The following is a 19,826-nucleotide window of genomic DNA, read 5'->3' on the forward strand; positions in this document are numbered from 1 at the left end:
ATTATGACTGATGCTCATATTGCGGGGAGGCCCCGCAATATGGATCCGGCCGATCGGGCCTTCTGTCAGGCCTTGGGAATCGGACGGTTGGCGACGTCGAGAAGTGCTTTATGGGTATGTTCGTTGCCGGCGAGAATGGAGCCGGACTCCAGAATGTCGGTGCCGCCGCTGAGATTGGAGACGAAACCGCCCGCCTCGCGGATCATCACGATGCCGGCCGCGATATCCCAGGCTGACAGGCCTTCTTCCCAGAAACCGTCCATCCGGCCTGCGGCAACATAGGCGAGGTCGAGTGCCGCGCTGCCCATGCGGCGGACGCCGGCAACTTCGCCCATCACATGGCGAAGCTGGATCAGATATTTGCCGTGCTGGCCGCGGCCGAGATGCGGGATTCCGGTGCCGATCACGCAATCGGACAGGCTACGGCGCGAGGAAACGCGCAGACGACGGTCGTTCACATAGGCGCCGCCGCCCTTTTCTGCAGTGTAGAGTTCATCCGTCGCCGGATTGTAGATGACGCCGGCAACCATCTCGCCATTGCGCTCGAGGCCGATCGAAACCGCGAACATCGGAATGCCATGCAGGAAGTTTGTGGTGCCATCGAGCGGGTCGACGATCCAGCGATGCGCACCGTCGGTGCCCTTGATCTCGCCTTCGGTTTCCTCGCCGAGATAGCCATAGGTCGGACGGGCCTTCATGAGCTCATCCTTGACGATCTTTTCCGATTTCCGATCGGCCTGCGACACGTAATCGCCGGGGCCTTTCAGCGAGACCTGCAGGTTCTGCACTTCGCCGAAATCGCGAGCGAGCGACTTGCCGGCCTTCAGCGCTGCCTGGACCATGACATTCAAGAGGGCGGAACGGGCCATCGGCGGAAATCCTTCAAAGTGAAGCGGCCCCAAGCGGGGCCGTGAGCGTAGTTACGGGACCTCAGGGGTCCGGAAGCGATGTTTGGCCGCTCAAGACCATAAAAATGGGCATTTTTCAAGCCAATTCGACGATCGGACGCCGCAACGGCTCACCTTGCCAGAAAGGCGTCCGCCCTTTTGATCGCTTCCTGCTGCTGTTCGTCATTGATGCCGAGGAAGAAATCCTCGAGATCGAGGTCCGCATAGCCGGCGCGGCGCGACAGGACATACCACTTGGCGGCTTCGACCGGATCGGGTCGGGTGCCGATCGCGTTGACATAGAGATGGGCCACCTTGTTCTGTGCGGCGATATTGCCGCGAATGGCAGCGCGCAACATCCAGCGGAAACCTTCTTCGTAGTTGCGATCGCCGCCGATGCCATTCACCAGCCAGACGCCCATATCGTAGAGCGCCGTGTCGAAGCCGGCGAGGGCGGCTCTTTGCAGCCAATAGCGCGCCTGCTCCCGCTTTTCAGGCGGTAGGATCAGGCTGGAATAGAGCTGCGAGAGCGCATATTGCGCATCTGGAACGCCCTGTTTGGCCGATTTTTCGTACCAGGGGAGTGCATCCAACAGACCCTTTTCGCCCGGGCTCGCGGCGACGAGAACCTGGGCAAGGTTGAACTGGGCTTCCTTGTTGCCGCCTTCGGCGGCCTTGCGCATCAGTTCGTCGGCGCGTTTCATGTCGCGCTTGACCTGTTTGCCTTCCATCAGCATCAGGGCGAAGCGGTATTGCGCGTTGGGGTCTCCGCCATTGGCCGCCTGCTCGAACCAGAAGGACGCATCGGTGGGATTGCGCCTTGTACCAAGCCCGTTCATCATCAGTTCGGCGACAAGTGTTTGCGAAGCCACATCGCCTTTCTGCGCATCCGGCAACGCCAGATCGAGCGCTGTCTTGTAGAAACCGCGCTGGTAAGCACCAAAGGCGCGCTGCACCTTGCCGAGAAACGGCTTTTCCGGGGGTAGATCAGGAAGCTCGGCGCCCATGCGGGCATAAAGGTCAAGCCCGGCATTCGATTCGTTGATGAGGCTTTCGCCGGGACGGGCGAATTTGGGCGTCTTGCCCTTCTCCACGGCCTGCATCAGGCGACCGCGCTTGACCACCGATTGCGGGCTGTCCGAGGCTGTCTCGTCTGCAATCGCCGCAGTCCCGCAGGCAAACAGCCCCGTCAGGCAGGCTGCCGACAGCAGGGCGAAGATGCGGATGCGGCGATCGATGATTGTCATGACGGCCTGTTAAGCGTCAAAGCGTGGCGCTTTTTCGTCAAGCAGGGCATTAATTTCCTGCACGATCGCACCAGCGCGCTCGGGCTCGGAAAAGACTGCCAGCCTGAGGGCGGCAAATTCGGCTCCCGACTGCGCAATCGTGAGTGCCGATGCCGGATCGGTCCCGCCCATCACGATACAGGGAATCTCGACCATGGAGGCCCACCATTCGCCAAGCGCGACATTCTTGGGATGTGCCTCCGGCTTGATATCGCCATCGATCTTGCCAAAGAAGATATAGTCGGGCTGCAACTCGCCGATCTCGAGCGCCTTGTGGCGATCCTGTGCATTGCCGCCGCCGACAATGAGCTTGGGAACGTGTTTTTCAATCGCATCGGCCAGTTCTTCGTTGTTGCCGGCAATATGCAGACCATCGGCACGGGTGCGACCGGCGACGCGGCTGTCGCCTGAAATCAGAGCCGCAGCTCCGGCGTCCTGGATCACAGGAACCAGCTTTTCAGCGCGTTTCTGGAACTGCGAATCATCGTGGCCATATTGAGGAATGATCACGGAGGCCACGTCACCGCCGCGCAAGGCATCACCGACCCAACGCGTGATCTCTTCTGGCTCACCGACATCCGGCAGGATCAGGACCAGGCGGCATCGCTTTTCAATTCTAGACATGGTGGTTCCGCCCAATCCTCTTGTGCCGGCAGGCTTGTCACGCAGCGCAGCGGTTCCGGCGACCGTCTGCCTCTGTCTCCGATAGACCGGGACGAGGCCTGGATCAACCGTGCCATTCGAATCACGCCCGAAATCCGTTCCGGTCAGACGAATTCCGGTGAAGCTGGCCATCTCCGGGATGTCCAGTCGGATTTTCATACTTAAGTTTTATGCGGCATCGCAAAAAAGTGAATTTGCATTGCACAAAAACGCTTGTCGGTTTCACAGTCCTGTCTTAGCTTCCGGTCATGAGTGCAGATCCTTTTGCCGCGATAGCCGATCCGAACCGCCGCTTTCTCCTTGAGGAGTTGCGACGCTCCCCCCGCACTGTCAATGAACTGGCGTCGCTGTTGCCAGTCAGCCGACCGGCCGTGTCGCAGCATCTCAAGGCGCTGCTGGATAACAATCTGGTTACGGTGGAAAATCAGGGGACTCGCAGGATTTACGCGGTCAACCCTCAGGGATTCCAGAAGATCGGCTATTGGCTGGACCAGTTCTGGTCCTGAATGGAACGGTCGCCGGCAACGCCCGGCTCAGCAACGATCGACACAAGAGCCCGAGCGCCGGCGACCCATCCTCACTTATTTTCAATGTTCGGTATTGTTACGAAGGCGTTCGATTTCATCCTTCAGACGAAGCTTCTGTCGCTTGAGTTCGGCGATGAATGTGTCGCCAGTCGAGGGATGTAGCATTGCGTTGTGCAGCTGTTGTTCCAGCGCTCCATGCTTTTTTTCGAGCGTCGAGATATGAGCCTCAATGGTCATAGACGATTCCTTCCCTTCTGCCCACATCCGGCCATCCATCCGCCGGATGTCTCAGGCTGTAACAGGGGGAGTGTGCCATGATATTAGAGGTTTGCGAAGCTTAAATGTCACGAAAGGAAAACTTCCCGTAAACGGAAATTATGTGATAGGAGCAGGATGATGCGACGGCAAGCACATCACGCAGTTGCATGCCGACAGGAGAAGGGGAAAAGTGCCAGATGGCGGATCAGGAACAGGCTGAACTCAGATTGAATGCGGCAAGACTGCGGCAGGAGCATGAGGATTACGATGCTGCCATCAATGCCATGATTGCCGTTGGCTGTGAGGCGCTCCGGATCCAGCGGATGAAGAAGAAGAAGCTTGCCATCAAGGACAAGCTCAGCAAGATCGAAGACCAGATCATTCCCGACATCATCGCCTGAGGCTGCCGTTATGGATTATCGCAAGCCGCCTGTTGCCATTATCATGGGCAGCCAGTCCGACTGGGAAACCATGAAGAATGCGGCCGACACGCTCGATGCACTGGAAGTGCCTTACGAAGCGAGAATCATATCCGCGCACCGCACGCCCGACCGGTTGGTGAGTTTCTCCAAGACGGCACGCGACGAAGGGTTTCAGGTGATCATTGCCGGTGCTGGTGGTGCTGCACATCTGCCGGGCATGACGGCTGCCATGACACCGCTTCCCGTGTTCGGCGTTCCCGTGCAGTCCAAGGCGCTTTCCGGTCAGGACAGCCTGCTTTCGATCGTGCAAATGCCGGCCGGCATTCCCGTCGGCACATTGGCGATCGGCCGTGCCGGCGCTGTCAATGCGGCGCTCCTTGCTGCTGCTGTTCTGGCGCTGCATGACGAAGACCTGGCCGACCGCCTCGACGACTGGCGCGATCAGCAATCCGCTTCGGTTGCCGACTATCCCGTGGATAACTGACATGACCATCAAGACCATCGGCATTATTGGCGGCGGCCAACTGGGCCGCATGCTGGCGATTGCCGCAAGCCGCCTGAATTTCCGCACCATTGTGCTTGAACCGCAGGCCGATTGCCCGGCTTCGCAGCTGGCCAATGCGCAGATCGTCGCGGCCTATGATGATGAAGCTGCACTCGCCGAGCTTGCCCATCTCAGCGACGTCATTACTTACGAATTCGAAAATGTCCCGGTCAGAGCGGCGCGTTTTCTTGAGGGCCTGAAGCCGGTTCATCCACCGTCCAAGGCGCTGGAAGTTGCGCAGGATCGTATTGTCGAGAAGCGATTCCTGAATGCTGCCGGCATTATGACGGCGCGCTTTCACGCTATCGACAGCCAGGCAGACCTTGAAGCCGGCCTGGCCGATTTTGGCGGAGAGGGCGTCCTGAAGACCCGACGGCTCGGTTACGACGGCAAAGGCCAGCGCGTGTTTCGCAAGGGCGATACGGCGGATGGCGCCTTTGCGGCGCTCGGTTCTGTGCCGATGATTCTCGAAAGCTTTGTGCCGTTTGCCTGTGAAATCTCGGTAATTGCCGCGCGGGCGGTCGATGGCAGCATTGCCTGCTTCGAACCGGCCGAGAATGTCCATCGAAACGGCATTCTGCACACATCCACCGTGCCCGCCTCGGTGCCGCAGTCTGTGCGCGACGAGGCCCGTTCGGCTGCAGAACGTCTGCTTGCCGCCCTCGACTATGTCGGCGTACTCGGCATCGAATTCTTCGTCGGCAAGGATGGCAGCCTGATCGCCAACGAGATCGCACCGCGAGTGCACAATTCCGGCCACTGGACGGAAGCTGCCTGCGTGATCTCGCAGTTCGAGCAGCATATCCGCGCTGTCGGAGGCCTCCCGCTGGGAGATCCGTCGCATCACAGCGCCTGCGTGATGCAGAATCTGATCGGCGATGACATCTTTTCAGTCGAGGAATGGGCGCGGCAAAAGGATGTGCTCATCCATCTCTACGGCAAGACAGAGCCGCGTCCGGGTCGCAAGATGGGCCATGTAACACGGCTGACAGGCCGGGTTGGCTGAGGTCCTTTTCGGTTTCTTCTCGCCTATGGGAAAAACAGTGCGGAAATGGCCGGAGATTCGAACCAATCTTCCCTTGCAATCGCGCGGATGATTGTGACAGTTTCATTCGCCACAAAAAATTCGGAGTCAGTATCATGATCCTTCGCCGCGGCATGCTTGCCGGTCTTGCTCTTCTCGCCCTGTCACCCTTTGCCGCCTTTGCGTCCGATCTGCCCGATCTCGGCGGCAAGAAGGTGGTCGTGGTGACCGAGAATGCCTACCCGCCGCTGCAGTTCGTCGATCCCAAGACCGGCCAGCAGATTGGCTGGGAATATGATGCGATGAACGAAATCGCCAAGCGGCTGAATTTCAAGGTCGAATATCAGAACACCTCCTGGGATGCGATGATCCAGTCCGTGTCCGATGGCCAGTATAACATCGGCATGACCGGCATCACCATCAAGGAAGACCGCAAGGAAAAGGTCGATTTCTCCGAACCCTACATGCGCTCCGAGCAGTTCATGCTGGTCCGTGGCGATGAGAGCCGCTTCAGCGATGCCAAGACCTTTGCGGAATTCAAGGATGGTCTCGTTGGTGCCCAGCCCGGCACGACACCCTTTTACACTGCAGTCTATTCGGTGCTGGATGGCAACGAGCAGAATTCGCGCATCAAGCTGTTTGAGACCTTCGGCGCCACTGTTCAGGCTCTCAAGGCTGGCGATGTCGACGTGGTTCTGACAGATGGAACCGCCGGCAAGGGATATGTCGATGCGTCTGACGGCGGCCTGAAGCTGGTCGGTGGGCCTCTCGGCACTGAAGATTTCGGCTTCATCTTCCCCAAGGGCTCGGATCTGGTCGCGCCGATCAACGCGGCAATTGCTTCGATGAAGGCTGACGGAACCATCGATGCTCTGAACAAGAAGTGGTTCCTGGACTACAAGATGGGCCAATAGGGCTTGCGGCCCTAAGCAATGGCCGTGCAACACGGTTCAAAACAGTCTTCCGAGGGCGATTTTCCATGGTGGTTGATCGCCCTTATCGCGTTGTTCGCAGGGGTCGGCCTCGCCATCGTTGCGAGCGATCTTTACGTGCAGGTCTTCAATACCGTCGCGAAGGGCTTGGGAATCACCATCTTCGTGACGCTCGTCGGCTTCGTTCTGGCGACAACGCTCGGGCTGGCGATCGCCCTTCTCGGCCTGTCGGACTATCTCGTCCTCAGACAGTTCTCCCGCTTCTATGTCGAAGTCATCCGCGGCATTCCGGTCCTGGTGCTGTTGTTCTACATCGCCTTCGTCGGCGCGCCGGGCTTCGTCTACGCCTATAACGCGGCCATTGCGCCGCTGATCGCGCATGGATATCTGGATGCGCTTCTGGTGCGGGACGTGTCGCTGATGTGGCGCGCCATCATCGCGCTGATGATTGCCTATTCCGCCTTCATTGCAGAGATTTTCCGTGCGGGTATCCAGTCTGTCGACAAGGGGCAGATCGAGGCGGCCAAGGCGCTCGGTCTCAGCCGGTTCCAGCGCTTCCGCTTTATCATCTTTCCGCAGGCGCTGCGGGTCATCTTTCCGCCGCTCTCGAACGATTTCGTGGCAATGGTCAAGGATTCCTCGCTCGTCTCCGTCCTCGGCGTTGCCGATATCACCCAGATGGGCAAGGTCTATGCATCGGGATCGTTTCGCTTCTTCGAGACCTATTCGATCGTGGCCTATGTCTATCTGGTGCTGACGATCGGCCTCTCGCTCATTCTTCGCCAGGTCGAAAAGCGGATGCGCCAGGCTCCTATGCAACGCTGAAAAGACAAGAGCCCGAGCTGGAGGTCTCGGGCCTTGTCTTGAAGCTTCGGGTCTGGGGATGACCGTGTGCTATCGGTCTCAGTTGCAGTACTTGACCTTCTTGATGTAACGGTTGCCCCAGCGATCGAACCGGACGGTCTTTTTGACGAAGCAGGTCGGGTAGGCGTCAACGATGTAACGCGGTCCGAGATCGACAACGATGCCGAAATGGCCATGGTGACGGTGGTGGTGGCGCCAGCCGGCTTCCGAAACGGATGCGAAAGACAGGGTGCCGATGACGGCTGCGGTAGCGGCGATCAGGAACTTTTTCATGACATTCTCCTCAGGTTTGCCGGGCGATCCGGGCTGGATCAACGCCCTCTGTTGATGTGTTTGTCCCATATTCGCAGTCCACGCGCTGTCACTTCGGGAACAGGCGTCCGGCCGGGCTCGAAAAAGTGCCCGGGCTTGACATTTTTCAGTTCGAGGGCCAATCGGAAGCCCTAACGAGGATCGATCGATGAACGCACTCCTGGCCGGCAAATCCTATTCCGCCTTCCTGTTTGACATGGATGGCACCCTGCTCAGTTCGATCGCGGCAGCCGAACGTGTCTGGGGGGAATGGGCGCGACGCCATGGTCTGGATGTGGCTGCCTTCCTGCCGACCATTCACGGCGTGAAGGCAAGGGAAACCATCCGGCGTCAGAACCTGCCCGATATCGATCTCGATCTCGAGGTGGAATGGGTCACGCGCGGCGAAATGGAGGATACAGACGGTATCCTTGCAATCGACGGGGTCATGCATTTCCTCAACGCGATTCCAGAAGACCGCTGGGCGATCGTCACCTCGGCGACACGCGATCTTGCCTTGAAGCGTCTGGCAGCTGCGGGAATTCATCCGCCGAAAACGATCGTCAGCGGTGAGGATGTGGTGCATGGCAAGCCGGCACCGGATTGCTTTCTTCTCGGCGCTGAACGGCTCGGCGTGGCAATCGACGATTGCCTGGTGTTCGAGGACGCGCCGGCGGGTATTGCGGCGGCCGAAGCGGCCGGCGCCGATGTCATGGTCATAACCGCGACCCATCAGCATCCGCTCGATACCATGCATGGCACGGTTCCGAATTATCTCTCGCTTCGGCTTGATGTGACAAGCGACGCTCGGCTAAGAATCGTTCCTGTCCAAGTTTAGAGCACTTCCTGCCAGTTCGAACGCTCTCCCAGGGCATGAAAAAACCCGGATGGCGACCATCCGGGTTTCCTGTCTATGCGCTATGTCGGTTGATCAGCCGATCTTCTGTCCAGTCTTGGCCCAATCGGCGAGGAACTGCTCGAGACCCTTGTCGGTGAGCGGATGCTTGACCAGAGCCTTGAGCGTTGCCGGCGGAACGGTGGCCACATCGGCTCCGATCAGGGCGGCTTCCTTGACATGATTGACGGTGCGGATCGAGGCGGCGAGGATCTCGGTCTCGAAGCCGTAATTGTCATAGATCTGACGGATCTCGCGGATTAGGTCCATGCCGTCGATTGCGATATCGTCGAGACGACCGATGAAGGGCGAAATGAAGGTCGCGCCGGCCTTGGCGGCCAGCAGGGCCTGGTTGGCCGAGAAGCAGAGCGTGACGTTGGTCTTGTGACCGTCCGAAGTGAGGTTCTTGCAGGCCTTGAGGCCATCGAGCGTCAGCGGCAGCTTGATGCAGATATTGTCGGCGATCTTTGCGAGAACGGCGGCTTCGCGCATCATGCCGTCATAGTCCATGGCCGTCACTTCAGCGGAAACCGGGCCTTCGACGATGCCGCAGATTTCCTTGGTGACTTCCAGAATGTCCCGGCCCGATTTCAGGATCAGCGACGGATTGGTGGTCACGCCATCCAGAAGGCCGAGGTCGTTGAGTTCCTTGATGTCCTTCACGTCGGCGGTGTCGACAAAGAATTTCATGACCGTGCACTCCCTATCTATTGGATCGTTTTAAAACCTCTTTGCGGTTTTCTTTCGTCAAAAGCAAGTGCAAGGTCGCCAGCCATGGGAAAAGATTCGCTCGATCTGTTTGGCGCCCCGCGTGAGGTCAGGGTGGTGCCGGTTATGGTGCCATTGCCGGTCGCCAAGCCTTATAGTTATGTGGTGCCGGATGGCATGCATGTGGAGGCCGGCTCCATCGTGCAGGTGCCGCTCGGTCCGCGTCAGGTGTTCGGGGTCGTCTGGGCAGGCGAAAGTGACGACAAGGTCGATCCGAAGAAACTCAAGTCGATTACCGCCGCTTTCGATTGCCATCCGCTGACCAAAGACATGCGCAGTTTTCTCGACTGGGTGGCTTCCTATACGCTGTCGCCGCCCGGCCTTGTTGCACGCATGGCGCTCAGGGCACCGGCGGCCTTCGATCCGGAGCCGATGATCGAAGGGTTGCGGCTCACCGACCAGCGGCCCGAGCGGCAGACACCTGCCCGATTGCGGGTGATTTCGCTTGCCGAAGAGGCACCCGCCTGGACACGTTCCGGCCTTTCCCATGCTGCCGGCGTCTCGACATCCGTTATCGACGGGCTCGTCGCGCAGGGCGTGTTCGAGCCGGTCTTTCTGCCGCCACCACCGGTCACCGCCTTGCCGGATCCCGATTATGGCGCAGCGCCGCTTGAGGGCGACCAGCGGGATGCGGCTGATCAATTGGTTGCTGCGGTCCGTTCGGCCAGCTTTTCCGTTTCTCTTGTTGACGGGGTAACCGGCTCGGGCAAGACGGAAGTCTATTTCGAGGCGGTGGCCGAGGCTCTCAAGCTCGGGCGCCAGGTTCTGATCCTGTTGCCCGAAATTGCGCTGACCCCAGCTTTTCTCGAGCGTTTTCAGGACCGCTTCGGCGCCAAGCCGGCCGAATGGCATTCCGATCTCGCGCCGCGTACCCGCGAAAAAGTCTGGCGTCAGGTGGGCGAAGGCCAGGTCCGCGTGGTGGCAGGCGCCCGTTCGGCGCTCTTTCTGCCGTTCGACAATCTCGGTCTTGTAATCGTCGATGAAGAGCATGATCCTGCCTACAAGCAGGAGGACCGGATTTTCTATAACGCCCGCGACATGGCGGTGGTTCGCGGGCGCATCGGTCAGTTTCCGGTGGTCCTTGTGTCGGCAACACCATCGGTCGAAAGCCGCGTCAATGCCGATCAGGGCCGCTACAGTCACATTCATCTGCGCAGCCGTTTCGGTGGAGCCGCGCTTCCCGATCTGCATCTTGTCGATATGCGGCGCCATCCGCCGGCGCGTGGCGGCTTTCTTTCACCCGTCATGCTGCGCGCGATGGAAAAGACGCGCGAACGCGGCGAACAATCGCTCCTGTTCCTCAACAGGCGCGGTTATGCGCCGCTAACGCTCTGCCGGGTTTGCGGGCACCGGTTCCAATGCCCCAATTGCTCGGCCTGGCTGGTCGAACATCGCTTTCGCGGCATCTTGCAGTGCCATCATTGCGGCCATAACGAAAAGACACCGGATGCCTGCCCAGAATGCGGGACGCTCGATCATCTGGCTGCCTGCGGTCCGGGGGTCGAGCGGATCGCCGAGGAGGTGGAAAAATCCTTTCCCGAAAGCCGCATCATCGTGCTGTCGTCGGATCTGTCCGGCGGGGTCAAACGATTGAGGCTGGAGCTCGAGGCGATTGCCAAAGGCGAGGCCGACATCGTCATCGGCACGCAACTGGTTGCCAAGGGTCATAACTTTCCGAACATGACGCTGGTGGGCATCGTCGATGCCGATATCGGCCTCGCCAACGGCGATCCACGCGCGGCTGAACGGACGTTCCAGCTACTATCGCAGGTCACGGGTCGTGCTGGTCGAACAGGTCTCAAGAGCCACGGATTGATCCAGACCTATCAGCCGCTGCATCCGGTCATGCAGGCGATCGTTTCAGGTGATCCGGAAATGTTCTACGAACGCGAGATCGTCGAACGGGAAAAGGCGCTGATGCCGCCGTTCGGAAGGCTGGCGGCCATCATCATCTCGGCAGACAGTCGCGCCGATGCCGAAGCGCATGCCCGTGGGCTGCGTCAGGCAGCACCGCCGGTATCGGGCATCTCGGTCCTGGGTCCGGCAGAGGCGCCGCTGGCGCTGGTGCGCGGTCGCTATCGCTTCCGGTTGCTGGTTCACGGCCGCCGTGGCGCAGATATGCAGGGCTTCGTCAGTACCATGATCCAGAATGGTCCGAAGGAGCGCGCCTCGCTCCATGTCCAGATCGACATCGATCCTCAGAGTTTTTTGTAGTCGGGGACACATCTCCTTTTCATCGGCTCCGATGTGCTTTCATCTCAGTGAGCACGGTATCGAAATCCTCACCCGCAATAGTGCGGTCGATCAATGTCAGAAGGCCGTCCTTGCCGATGGCATGATCAATATCGGCTACATTGGCGGCCGCGGCGCCATAGGCGCGTTTCCATCCGCGATCAGCCAGGAATGTCGACCAATCATAGAAACCGCGGGATTTGCGGATCCAGGCCTTGGTCTCCTCATCATGGAAAAGCGAAATCCGGTGGTCGCCAGACAGATAGGAGGCCATGCCTTCGTTGAACCAGTTGGGGATCTTTTCATCCCACAATGCCGTCGGGCCCCAACGGACCAGTAACTCGGCGTGAAACAGTTCGTGGGTCATCAGGATCCGGTCGAGCCCCCTCTCTGCAAAGGCGCGCGGTGGCAAATGGACGATCTGCCATCCGAAGGCCTGCGCCGTATTGCCATTGAAGCCGAAGGTCTTCTCACAGCCCATTTCGCTGCAGAGAACATAGCGTGGTGAGGCTTTTAGCGTCCCGAAAAATCCCCGCATCTTTTCTTCCGCGTAGCGGATCGCCGCTAACTTTTCATCAGATCGTTCCGGTCGATCGGCGTAGACGCCAGGTGCGATTTCGGTCATTCCGTAGAGCTGTGGCGCCAACATCCGCTGGGGTCCCGGAATGGCGGCGGCGGCGATGGACATCGTCGTCAGAACGAAAACGATGCTTGCGAGAATTTGCAAAGGTCGACGCAACAGAGATTCCCCCTTGGTTGGCTCTATGCCATATAGAGTGGATAATCGGGCATTTAAGAGGGTCGCCGATGGAAATTTCCTTGCCGGTCTTTCCGGATGAGACAGGCGCGCAGGTCGCTTTCATCGCGATGGGATTGTTGCTGGTGATCGGACTTCTGCTCCTGGTCGTGCCGGGCCTGTTCGGGCGTCTCGTCGGTTTGGAGCGCCGTCTGCCACCCTTTACCGGCATGAGCGAATTTCGGGCTGCAGGCGCCCTGATTCTGGGGCTTGGCCTCATCGCCCTGATGTTCGATCAGCCGGTAAATTATGTGGTCGTCGGCTGCGCGCTAGCCGCGTCATTCTTTGGTCGCATGGTCTCGCTTATCATCGATCGCCAGACGCCCGTTGCCGACCTTGCTATGCTTGTGCTGCAGGGTGGCCTGGCTGTTGCCGCACTTCAATCCTTCTTCGATATCTACGATCCTGAGCAGGCGATCATCATGCCGGCAGAAAGTGCTGCACTGCTGGTCTTCTTTGCCTATTGGGCGCTTGTGACGCTCGGCCTGCTGATGCTGGTTGCGCCCGGAATTGCCGCCCGAGCAACAGGCCTCGTGGGTGAAGGAGGAGAAGCGGTGCGGCTGTCCTCGATCCGGGCAGGCGGTGGATTCCTCGTCGGTCTGGCGTTTTCGGGTCTTCTCTTTGCCAATCCGATGGCAGAGCTCGGGATGGCGGGTGCACTTCTGCTGGCCGTCGTCGGCCGCCTGGTCGGCCTGATTTTCGATCGCGGCTACTACGGTTACAGATTGGCCGCACTTCTTCTTCAGGTTGTCGTTGCGGCAATCTTTGTCCGTTATGTTTCCTCGATGATGTAATCGCGTTTTGAACGCCCCTGCGAAATAATTTTGCGCGAGCGGGAATCTTCGATGCTTTCCCATGGCAAAGAAATGCGAAAGTGAGGCGATATTCGCCAATTTCCTGTGTTGCGAGTCCAAACGAGCTATGCTAGACGGCAAGCGGGTTTTATGGGGGCATGGACAAGGGGTCTTTCGCGTCCATTTAAAATGCAACAATTTCAGAGTCTTAGTGAAGCGCAAGAGCGTAACACTAGGATTTTGTGAAGATCAGGGAAACTCAAGGCGTGGCAGATTCTTCGCAATCCGTTTCCGGCGTGGCCGAGCGTTATGCCGCTTCACTTTTCGAGCTCGCTCTTGAGGGCGGCGCCGTCGCCGAAGTTGAAGCGTCGCTCGATGCTGTTCAGGGAATGATCGACGGTTCGGACGATCTCAAGCGTCTGATCAAGAGCCCGGTCTTCTCGTCGGAAGATCAGCTGAACGCAATCAGCGCCATTCTGGACAAGGCAGGCATTACCGGCCTCGCAGGAAATTTCATCAAGGTCGCCGCATCGAACCGCCGTCTGTTTGCGGTTCCGGGCATGATCGCCGCTTTCAAGGCGATCCATGCGCGTCATCGCGGCGAAATATCGGCCTCGGTCACCGTGGCGCATGCGCTGTCTTCGGCGCAGGAACAGGAATTGAAGGCGGCGCTGAAGGGCGTCACCGGAAAAGACGTAACCATCAACCTTACCGTTGATCCGTCGATCCTCGGCGGCCTGATCGTTCAGGTCGGCTCGCGTCAGATCGACACGTCGCTTCGTACGAAACTCTCTACCCTTAAGCTTTCACTGAAAGAGGTCGGCTGATGGATATCCGGGCCGCGGAAATTTCCGCAATTCTCAAAGACCAGATCAAGAATTTCGGCCAGGAGGCTCAGGTCTCCGAAGTCGGTCAGGTGCTGTCCGTTGGTGACGGTATCGCCCGTGTTTACGGTCTCGACAACGTTCAGGCCGGTGAAATGGTCGAATTCCCGGGCGGCATCCGTGGCATGGCGCTCAACCTCGAAGCCGACAATGTCGGTGTGGTTATCTTCGGTTCGGACCGCGACATCAAGGAAGGCGACACCGTCAAGCGGACCGGCGCCATCGTGGACGTTCCGATCGGACCGGAACTGCTCGGCCGCGTCGTCGACGCGCTCGGCAATCCGATCGACGGCAAGGGCCCGATCAACGCTTCCAAGCGCGCTCGCGTTGACGTGAAGGCTCCGGGCATCATCCCGCGCAAGTCGGTTCATGAGCCGATGTCGACCGGCCTCAAGGCTATCGACGCCCTCATCCCGGTTGGTCGTGGCCAGCGCGAGCTCGTCATCGGCGACCGTCAGACCGGCAAGACTGCTATCCTGCTCGACACGATCCTGAACCAGAAGTCGATCCACGACAATGGTCCGGAAGGTGACAAGCTTTACTGCGTCTACGTCGCTGTCGGCCAGAAGCGCTCGACCGTCGCCCAGTTCGTGAAGGTTCTGGAAGAGCGCGGCGCGCTGCAGTACTCGATCATCGTTGCAGCAACCGCTTCGGACCCGGCTCCGATGCAGTATCTCGCACCGTTCGCCGGCTGCGCCATGGGCGAATATTTCCGCGACAGCGGCAAGCATGCCCTCATCGCTTATGACGACCTGTCCAAGCAGGCCGTTGCTTATCGCCAGATGTCGCTTCTGCTGCGCCGTCCGCCGGGCCGCGAAGCCTATCCGGGCGACGTTTTCTATCTGCACTCGCGTCTGCTCGAGCGCGCTGCCAAGCTCAACGACGACAACGGCGCCGGCTCGCTGACCGCTCTTCCGGTCATCGAAACCCAGGGCAACGACGTGTCGGCCTTCATTCCGACCAACGTGATCTCGATCACCGACGGCCAGATCTTCCTCGAAACCGACCTGTTCTATCAGGGCATCCGTCCGGCCGTTAACGTCGGTCTGTCGGTTTCGCGCGTCGGTTCTTCGGCCCAGATCAAGGCCATGAAGCAGGTTGCCGGCTCGATCAAGGGTGAACTCGCCCAGTATCGCGAAATGGCCGCCTTCGCCCAGTTCGGTTCGGACCTGGATGCTGCGACGCAGCGTCTGTTGAACCGTGGTGCGCGCCTGACCGAACTTCTCAAGCAGCCGCAGTTCTCGCCGCTCAAGACGGAAGAGCAGGTTGCGGTGATTTTCGCCGGCGTCAACGGCTACCTCGACAAGCTCGCCGTCAACCTTGTTGGAAAGTTCGAGCAGGCTCTGCTCGCTTACCTCCGCACGGAAGGCAAGGCGATCCTCGATGCGATCCGCACCGACAAGCAGATCACCGACGACACCAAGGCCAAGTTGAAGGCAGCTCTCGACACCTTCTCGAAGACCTTCGCCTGATCGAACCCAAGCTAGGACGGAAAACGGATGCCTTCTCTCAAGGATCTGAAAAACCGGATCGCCTCCGTCAAGGCGACGCAGAAGATCACCAAGGCGATGAAAATGGTCGCCGCGGCGAAGCTTCGGCGTGCGCAGGAGGCGGCCGAGGCCGCCCGGCCCTATTCGCAGCGCATGGGCGCCGTTCTTGCCAACATCGCCCAGGCGGTTGGCAGTGACAGTGATGCTCCGGCCCTGATGACGGGCACCGGCAAGGACCAGGTCCACCTTCTGGTGGTCTGCACGGCTGAACGCGGCCTGTGCGGTGGCTTCAACTCCCAGATCGCGCGTCTGGCGCGCGATCATACCCGCAAGCTTCTTGCTCAGGGCAAGACGGTCAAGATCGTTACGGTTGGCAAGAAGGGTTACGATATTCTGCGTCGTGACTTTAACAGCCTGATCATTGACCGCGTTGATTTGCGCGAAGTCAAGAAGATCGGTTATGCGGAAGCTGAATCGATCGGCCGCAAGGTTATCGGCTTGTTCGAAAAAGGCGAGTTCGATGTCTGCACGCTCTTCTATTCCGAGTTCAAGTCGGTCATCTCGCAGATCCCGACCGCTCAGCAGCTGATCCCGGCCAGTGCGCCGGCAGTGGCTGGCGAACAGGAAAGTGCGGCGATCTACGATTACGAGCCGGATGCCTCCGCCATTCTCGGCGAACTCATTCCGCGCAACATCACGGTACAGATCTTCCGGGCTCTGCTCGAGAATGTCGCCGGCGAGATGGGCGCCAAGATGAGCGCCATGGACAATGCGACACGCAATGCCGGTGAGATGATCAATAAGCTGACGCTCAGCTATAACCGCCAGCGTCAGGCGCAGATCACCAAGGAACTGATCGAAATCATTTCGGGCGCGGAAGCGCTCTGATCGAAAGAAAGAGGAATTCACAATGGCTGATGCAGCTCAAGGCTCCGTAGGCAAGGTGACCCAGGTCATCGGCGCCGTCGTCGACGTCGCTTTCGAAGGCGCATTGCCGCCGATCCTCAATGCACTGGAAACCGATAACAACGGCACCCGCCTCGTTCTCGAAGTTGCCCAGCATCTCGGCGAAAACACTGTTCGCACCATCGCCATGGACTCGACCGAAGGTCTCGTCCGCGGCCAGAAGGTCAGCGACACCGGTGCTCCGATCTCGGTTCCGGTTGGCGATGAAACGCTCGGTCGTATCATGAACGTGATCGGTGAGCCGGTTGACGAAGCCGGTCCGGTTGCCACCAGCGCCCGTCGCGCCATCCACCAGCCGGCTCCGGAATATGTGGAACAGTCCACCGAAGCCGCGATCCTTGTCACGGGCATCAAGGTCGTCGACCTTCTCGCTCCTTACGCCAAGGGTGGTAAGATCGGCCTGTTCGGCGGCGCCGGCGTCGGCAAGACCGTTCTCATCCAGGAACTGATCAACAACGTCGCCAAGGCGCACGGTGGTTATTCGGTGTTCGCTGGCGTGGGTGAACGGACTCGCGAAGGCAACGACCTTTACCATGAATTCATCGAATCCGGCGTCAACAAGAAGGGCGGCGGCGAAGGCTCCAAGTGCGCCCTCGTTTACGGCCAGATGAACGAACCGCCGGGCGCCCGTGCCCGCGTCGCTCTGTCGGGTCTGACGATCGCTGAAAACTTCCGCGACCAGGGTCAGGACGTGCTGTTCTTCGTGGACAACATCTTCCGCTTCACCCAGGCAGGTTCGGAAGTGTCGGCTCTTCTCGGCCGTATTCCTTCGGCCGTGGGCTATCAGCCGACGCTCGCTACCGACATGGGCGCTCTGCAGGAACGCATCACCACCACGACCAAGGGCTCGATCACCTCGGTTCAGGCCATTTACGTTCCGGCCGACGACTTGACCGACCCCGCACCGGCAACTTCGTTTGCTCACCTTGACGCAACGACCGTTCTTAACCGTTCGATCGCTGAAAAGGGCATCTATCCGGCCGTTGACCCGCTTGACTCGACCTCGCGTATGCTTGACCCGATGGTTGTCGGCGAAGAGCACTACGAAGTCGCCCGCAAGGTGCAGACTACGCTGCAGCGCTACAAGGCGCTCCAGGACATCATCGCCATCCTCGGCATGGACGAACTCAGCGAAGAAGACAAGCTGACCGTCGCCCGCGCCCGTAAGGTTGAGCGCTTCCTGTCGCAGCCGTTCCACGTTGCTGAAGTCTTCACCGGCGCACCGGGCAAGTTCGTCTCGCTCGAAGACACGATCAAGGGCTTCAAGGGCCTCGTCAACGGCGAATACGACCATCTTCCGGAGGCCGCCTTCTACATGGTCGGCACCATCGAAGAAGCCGTCGAGAAGGCGAAGAAGCTGGCTGCCGAAGCCGCCTGATGAACAGGGTTCGGGCGCGGATATTTCCGCGTCCACCCGTCTCCTGTATGAAAGCGTGGTAGACCATGGCTGATAGCTTCAATTTTGAACTGGTTTCCCCCGAACGCCTGCTCGTTTCGGCGAAGGTGACCGAAGTCGTCCTGCCGGCGACGGAAGGCGAAATGGGCGTCATGGCCAATCATTCGCCCTTCATGACGACGATCCGTCCGGGTGTCCTGACGGTGAAGGATGCTGCCGGACAGGCCAGCAAGTATGTGGTGTTCGGCGGTTTTGCCGATGTGCTGCCAAGCGGTTGCACCATTTTGGCCGAATCAGCCTATGCAATGGCCGACTTCACCAAGGCCGTGCTGGAGAAGCGCGTGGCGCTTGCGGAGTCTGATCTGGCCAATGCCCAGAGCGATGAAGGCAGGACCAAGATCCAGCAGCTGATTTCCGATCTCAAGGGTCTTTCGGCTGTCGCAGCCTGAGCCTCGATGATCGCACTGATTTGAAGCCCTCGCGAAAGCGGGGGCTTTGTTTTTTGCCCCCGATCTTGCTGGTTTTATGTCGCAATTGATCGCTGAAATGGCGCCCGTATCGCGCTAGTTTCCCACCGGAACGGCCCGAACGGTGCCGTCAGAACCGGTTGGAGCGCCCGATGAAGTTTTCCCTGTCCACGATTCCCGATATCCGCTTTGGCGTAGATGAAATCGAGCAGTTGGGCCCGCACGCACGATCCCTCGGGAGTGTCGGTCGTGCGGCTATCGTGATGGACAGCTTTCTTGCCTCGTCTGGTCTAGGAGAAAAAGTGATGGCGCTGCTCGGCGAAGCCGAGATTGCGAGTAGTCTGTTTTCCGATTTTTCCGGAGAGCCGAAGCTTGTGCACCTGCGGGCAGCAACCGAGATTGCCAAGGGTGCCGATCTGGTCATCGGGATCGGTGGTGGTTCGGCGCTCGATATTGCCAAGATCGTCGCCTGCACGGCCGCTTCCGGCGAAGATCCGATGCATTATGCCCTGGCCGCCAATCCATTGCCCCGCAATCCCTTGAAGAAGATCATGGTGCCGACGACGGCGGGAACGGGTTCGGAGACATCGGCAACGAACATCTTTACCGGGGAAGCCGGCAAGAAGCTCTGGATCTGGGGTGCCGAAAGCAAGGCCGATCTCGTGATCCTCGATCCGGGCCTGACCGTCTCTCTGCCAGCCAATCTGACGGCCTGGTGTGGTATGGATGCCTTCATCCATGCGTTCGAGGCGAGCACGAACCGCAACACAAATACCGCCGCGAAGCTTTTCGGCCATGAAGCCATGCGCCTCATCGCGGAAAATCTCGAAACGGCCGTAAAGGAACGCGGCAATCTCGAAGCGCGCGGCCATGTCCTCCTTGGTTCCTGCTATGCAGGCATTGCGATCGACAATTGTGGAACCGCGATCGCCCACAATGTCAGCCACGCGCTGGCAGGTCTTGCGCCGATCCATCATGGCCATGCAACGGCGCTGGGATTTGAGGCAACGATCGGCTGGCTGGTGGAACAGCCGACGGAAGATCTGGAAGAGGCCGCCTGGGCCTGTGATCTTGCTGATGCATTCGATTTGCCGGCCTTTGTCAGCGGGTTAATGGACGCCTGCGCGATCGAGCGGCGCCTTCCCGCGGCCTTTGCGGCCTATTCTTGGGATGATCTTGCGCGCGAAATGCTGGCGCCGGAAAACCAGCCCATGCGGCGATCCACGATTCGGGATGTCAGCGAGGCTGACATCGCTGTTTTTGCCGACCGCATTATGCGTCTGGCGAAATGATTGAACGCCCATCTTTTCGAAACGCCGGCATTGCTTTATCAGTTCCGGCGCACGCGATCTGAAAATTCCATCGTCGAAATTGACGATCGCAATTGGATCGCCATCTCTTTGCCACTATATATGGTTTTTGCTACATATAGGCGACAGG

The 19,826-nt window shown here is 59.2% G+C and carries 22 protein-coding genes; 15 read left to right on the plus strand and 7 right to left on the minus strand.

Going from position 1 to position 19,826, the window contains the following annotated elements:
• Positions 1 to 65: 65 nt before the first annotated feature.
• The 3 genes from Q4481_RS13400 to Q4481_RS13410 form a co-directional block, all read right to left on the minus strand.
• Entirely contained in the window at positions 66 to 869 is an 804-nt protein-coding gene (locus tag Q4481_RS13400) for an inositol monophosphatase family protein (protein ID WP_304376876.1), read from the minus strand.
• Between the two features lie 149 nt (positions 870 to 1,018).
• A complete protein-coding gene (locus Q4481_RS13405) occupies positions 1,019 to 2,134 on the minus strand; it encodes a tetratricopeptide repeat protein (RefSeq protein ID WP_304376877.1) in 1,116 nt (371 codons plus the stop codon).
• Positions 2,135 to 2,143: 9 nt separating this feature from the next.
• Complete coding sequence (locus Q4481_RS13410) at positions 2,144 to 2,797, minus strand: thiamine phosphate synthase (RefSeq protein WP_304376878.1); 654 nt, start codon at positions 2,795 to 2,797, stop codon at positions 2,144 to 2,146.
• Between the two features lie 287 nt (positions 2,798 to 3,084).
• Between Q4481_RS13410 and Q4481_RS13415 the strand changes: the two genes are divergently transcribed.
• On the plus strand, positions 3,085 to 3,342 hold the full coding sequence (locus Q4481_RS13415) for an ArsR/SmtB family transcription factor (RefSeq protein ID WP_304376879.1): 258 nt from the start codon (positions 3,085 to 3,087) through the stop codon (positions 3,340 to 3,342).
• Between the two features lie 81 nt (positions 3,343 to 3,423).
• On the opposite strand, the gene Q4481_RS13420 is transcribed toward Q4481_RS13415, so the two are convergent.
• Positions 3,424 to 3,600: a YdcH family protein gene (locus Q4481_RS13420; RefSeq protein WP_304376880.1), complete on the minus strand. Its 177-nt coding sequence runs from the start codon at positions 3,598 to 3,600 to the stop codon at positions 3,424 to 3,426.
• Between the two features lie 218 nt (positions 3,601 to 3,818).
• On the opposite strand from Q4481_RS13420, the gene Q4481_RS13425 reads away from it, so the two are divergent.
• The 5 genes from Q4481_RS13425 (at position 3,819) to Q4481_RS13445 (ending at position 7,368) form a co-directional block, all read left to right on the plus strand.
• A complete protein-coding gene (locus tag Q4481_RS13425) occupies positions 3,819 to 4,022 on the plus strand; it encodes a YdcH family protein (protein ID WP_304376881.1) in 204 nt (67 codons plus the stop codon).
• A 10-nt stretch (positions 4,023 to 4,032) separates the two neighbouring features.
• A complete protein-coding gene (purE, locus tag Q4481_RS13430; protein ID WP_304376882.1) occupies positions 4,033 to 4,527 on the plus strand; it encodes a 5-(carboxyamino)imidazole ribonucleotide mutase in 495 nt (164 codons plus the stop codon).
• A gap of 1 nt (position 4,528) precedes the next feature.
• Complete coding sequence (locus tag Q4481_RS13435; RefSeq protein ID WP_304376883.1) at positions 4,529 to 5,593, plus strand: 5-(carboxyamino)imidazole ribonucleotide synthase; 1,065 nt, start codon at positions 4,529 to 4,531, stop codon at positions 5,591 to 5,593.
• 134 nt (positions 5,594 to 5,727) lie between these two features.
• Complete coding sequence (locus Q4481_RS13440; protein WP_304376884.1) at positions 5,728 to 6,525, plus strand: basic amino acid ABC transporter substrate-binding protein; 798 nt, start codon at positions 5,728 to 5,730, stop codon at positions 6,523 to 6,525.
• 18 nt (positions 6,526 to 6,543) lie between these two features.
• Complete coding sequence (locus tag Q4481_RS13445) at positions 6,544 to 7,368, plus strand: amino acid ABC transporter permease (RefSeq protein ID WP_304376885.1); 825 nt, start codon at positions 6,544 to 6,546, stop codon at positions 7,366 to 7,368.
• A gap of 78 nt (positions 7,369 to 7,446) precedes the next feature.
• Here Q4481_RS13445 and Q4481_RS13450 read toward each other — a convergent pair whose 3' ends face one another.
• On the minus strand, positions 7,447 to 7,680 hold the full coding sequence (locus tag Q4481_RS13450) for a hypothetical protein (protein WP_304376886.1): 234 nt from the start codon (positions 7,678 to 7,680) through the stop codon (positions 7,447 to 7,449).
• A 187-nt stretch (positions 7,681 to 7,867) separates the two neighbouring features.
• On the opposite strand from Q4481_RS13450, the gene Q4481_RS13455 reads away from it, so the two are divergent.
• Complete coding sequence (locus tag Q4481_RS13455; protein ID WP_304376887.1) at positions 7,868 to 8,536, plus strand: HAD-IA family hydrolase; 669 nt, start codon at positions 7,868 to 7,870, stop codon at positions 8,534 to 8,536.
• Between the two features lie 93 nt (positions 8,537 to 8,629).
• Here the strand turns inward: Q4481_RS13455 and fsa are convergent, their stop codons facing one another.
• Positions 8,630 to 9,283 carry a fructose-6-phosphate aldolase gene (fsa, locus tag Q4481_RS13460; protein ID WP_304376888.1) on the minus strand — a complete coding sequence of 218 codons (654 nt, stop codon included), beginning with the start codon at positions 9,281 to 9,283 and terminating at the stop codon, positions 8,630 to 8,632.
• Between the two features lie 84 nt (positions 9,284 to 9,367).
• On the opposite strand from fsa, the gene Q4481_RS13465 reads away from it, so the two are divergent.
• On the plus strand, positions 9,368 to 11,575 hold the full coding sequence (locus tag Q4481_RS13465) for a primosomal protein N' (protein ID WP_304376889.1): 2,208 nt from the start codon (positions 9,368 to 9,370) through the stop codon (positions 11,573 to 11,575).
• Between the two features lie 19 nt (positions 11,576 to 11,594).
• Here the strand turns inward: Q4481_RS13465 and Q4481_RS13470 are convergent, their stop codons facing one another.
• Positions 11,595 to 12,332: a hypothetical protein gene (locus Q4481_RS13470; protein WP_304376890.1), complete on the minus strand. Its 738-nt coding sequence runs from the start codon at positions 12,330 to 12,332 to the stop codon at positions 11,595 to 11,597.
• 68 nt (positions 12,333 to 12,400) lie between these two features.
• Here Q4481_RS13470 and Q4481_RS13475 point away from each other — a divergent pair, with 68 nt between their 5' ends.
• The 7 genes from Q4481_RS13475 to Q4481_RS13505 all read left to right on the plus strand — a co-directional run bounded on the left by Q4481_RS13475 (position 12,401) and on the right by Q4481_RS13505 (position 19,678).
• Positions 12,401 to 13,183, plus strand: coding sequence for a hypothetical protein (locus Q4481_RS13475; RefSeq protein WP_304376891.1), 783 nt, complete (start codon positions 12,401 to 12,403; stop codon positions 13,181 to 13,183).
• Between the two features lie 266 nt (positions 13,184 to 13,449).
• Positions 13,450 to 14,010, plus strand: coding sequence for a F0F1 ATP synthase subunit delta (locus Q4481_RS13480; RefSeq protein WP_304376892.1), 561 nt, complete (start codon positions 13,450 to 13,452; stop codon positions 14,008 to 14,010).
• Positions 14,010 to 15,539, plus strand: a complete 1,530-nt coding sequence (gene atpA / locus Q4481_RS13485) for a F0F1 ATP synthase subunit alpha (RefSeq protein WP_304376893.1) — start codon at positions 14,010 to 14,012, stop codon at positions 15,537 to 15,539. Before Q4481_RS13480 ends, atpA begins: the two co-directional genes overlap by 1 nt.
• 27 nt (positions 15,540 to 15,566) lie before the next feature.
• Positions 15,567 to 16,445 carry a F0F1 ATP synthase subunit gamma gene (locus Q4481_RS13490; RefSeq protein WP_304376894.1) on the plus strand — a complete coding sequence of 293 codons (879 nt, stop codon included), beginning with the start codon at positions 15,567 to 15,569 and terminating at the stop codon, positions 16,443 to 16,445.
• 22 nt (positions 16,446 to 16,467) lie between these two features.
• The gene (gene atpD, locus Q4481_RS13495; RefSeq protein ID WP_304376895.1) at positions 16,468 to 17,901 is read left to right on the plus strand and encodes a F0F1 ATP synthase subunit beta; all 1,434 of its coding nucleotides are present in this window, start codon (positions 16,468 to 16,470) and stop codon (positions 17,899 to 17,901) included.
• A 65-nt stretch (positions 17,902 to 17,966) separates the two neighbouring features.
• On the plus strand, positions 17,967 to 18,368 hold the full coding sequence (locus Q4481_RS13500) for a F0F1 ATP synthase subunit epsilon (RefSeq protein ID WP_304376896.1): 402 nt from the start codon (positions 17,967 to 17,969) through the stop codon (positions 18,366 to 18,368).
• Positions 18,369 to 18,538: 170 nt separating this feature from the next.
• Entirely contained in the window at positions 18,539 to 19,678 is a 1,140-nt protein-coding gene (locus Q4481_RS13505; protein WP_304376897.1) for an iron-containing alcohol dehydrogenase, read from the plus strand.
• Positions 19,679 to 19,826: the final 148 nt, after the last annotated feature.

It is taken from the genome of Fluviirhizobium alvei (genome assembly GCF_030551875.1).
Classification (GTDB): domain Bacteria; phylum Pseudomonadota; class Alphaproteobacteria; order Rhizobiales; family Rhizobiaceae; genus Rhizobium_E; species Rhizobium_E alvei.

Bases quoted from the DNA above. Each gene is read 5' to 3' on its own strand.
- Q4481_RS13400 (WP_304376876.1), bottom strand. From the start codon at position 869: ATGGCCCGTTCCGCCCTCTTGAATGTCATGGTCCAGGCAGCGCTGAAG.
- Q4481_RS13405 (WP_304376877.1), bottom strand. From the start codon at position 2,134: ATGACAATCATCGATCGCCGCATCCGCATCTTCGCCCTGCTGTCGGCA.
- purE (WP_304376882.1), top strand. From the start codon at position 4,033: ATGGATTATCGCAAGCCGCCTGTTGCCATTATCATGGGCAGCCAGTCC.
- Q4481_RS13475 (WP_304376891.1), top strand. From the start codon at position 12,401: ATGGAAATTTCCTTGCCGGTCTTTCCGGATGAGACAGGCGCGCAGGTC.
- Q4481_RS13450 (WP_304376886.1), bottom strand. From the start codon at position 7,680: ATGAAAAAGTTCCTGATCGCCGCTACCGCAGCCGTCATCGGCACCCTG.
- Q4481_RS13465 (WP_304376889.1), top strand. From the start codon at position 9,368: ATGGGAAAAGATTCGCTCGATCTGTTTGGCGCCCCGCGTGAGGTCAGG.
- fsa (WP_304376888.1), bottom strand. From the start codon at position 9,283: ATGAAATTCTTTGTCGACACCGCCGACGTGAAGGACATCAAGGAACTC.
- Q4481_RS13505 (WP_304376897.1), top strand. From the start codon at position 18,539: ATGAAGTTTTCCCTGTCCACGATTCCCGATATCCGCTTTGGCGTAGAT.
- Q4481_RS13415 (WP_304376879.1), top strand. From the start codon at position 3,085: ATGAGTGCAGATCCTTTTGCCGCGATAGCCGATCCGAACCGCCGCTTT.
- Q4481_RS13500 (WP_304376896.1), top strand. From the start codon at position 17,967: ATGGCTGATAGCTTCAATTTTGAACTGGTTTCCCCCGAACGCCTGCTC.
- atpD (WP_304376895.1), top strand. From the start codon at position 16,468: ATGGCTGATGCAGCTCAAGGCTCCGTAGGCAAGGTGACCCAGGTCATC.
- Q4481_RS13445 (WP_304376885.1), top strand. From the start codon at position 6,544: ATGGCCGTGCAACACGGTTCAAAACAGTCTTCCGAGGGCGATTTTCCA.
- atpA (WP_304376893.1), top strand. From the start codon at position 14,010: ATGGATATCCGGGCCGCGGAAATTTCCGCAATTCTCAAAGACCAGATC.
- Q4481_RS13435 (WP_304376883.1), top strand. From the start codon at position 4,529: ATGACCATCAAGACCATCGGCATTATTGGCGGCGGCCAACTGGGCCGC.
- Q4481_RS13440 (WP_304376884.1), top strand. From the start codon at position 5,728: ATGATCCTTCGCCGCGGCATGCTTGCCGGTCTTGCTCTTCTCGCCCTG.
- Q4481_RS13420 (WP_304376880.1), bottom strand. From the start codon at position 3,600: ATGACCATTGAGGCTCATATCTCGACGCTCGAAAAAAAGCATGGAGCG.
- Q4481_RS13410 (WP_304376878.1), bottom strand. From the start codon at position 2,797: ATGTCTAGAATTGAAAAGCGATGCCGCCTGGTCCTGATCCTGCCGGAT.
- Q4481_RS13490 (WP_304376894.1), top strand. From the start codon at position 15,567: ATGCCTTCTCTCAAGGATCTGAAAAACCGGATCGCCTCCGTCAAGGCG.
- Q4481_RS13455 (WP_304376887.1), top strand. From the start codon at position 7,868: ATGAACGCACTCCTGGCCGGCAAATCCTATTCCGCCTTCCTGTTTGAC.
- Q4481_RS13425 (WP_304376881.1), top strand. From the start codon at position 3,819: ATGGCGGATCAGGAACAGGCTGAACTCAGATTGAATGCGGCAAGACTG.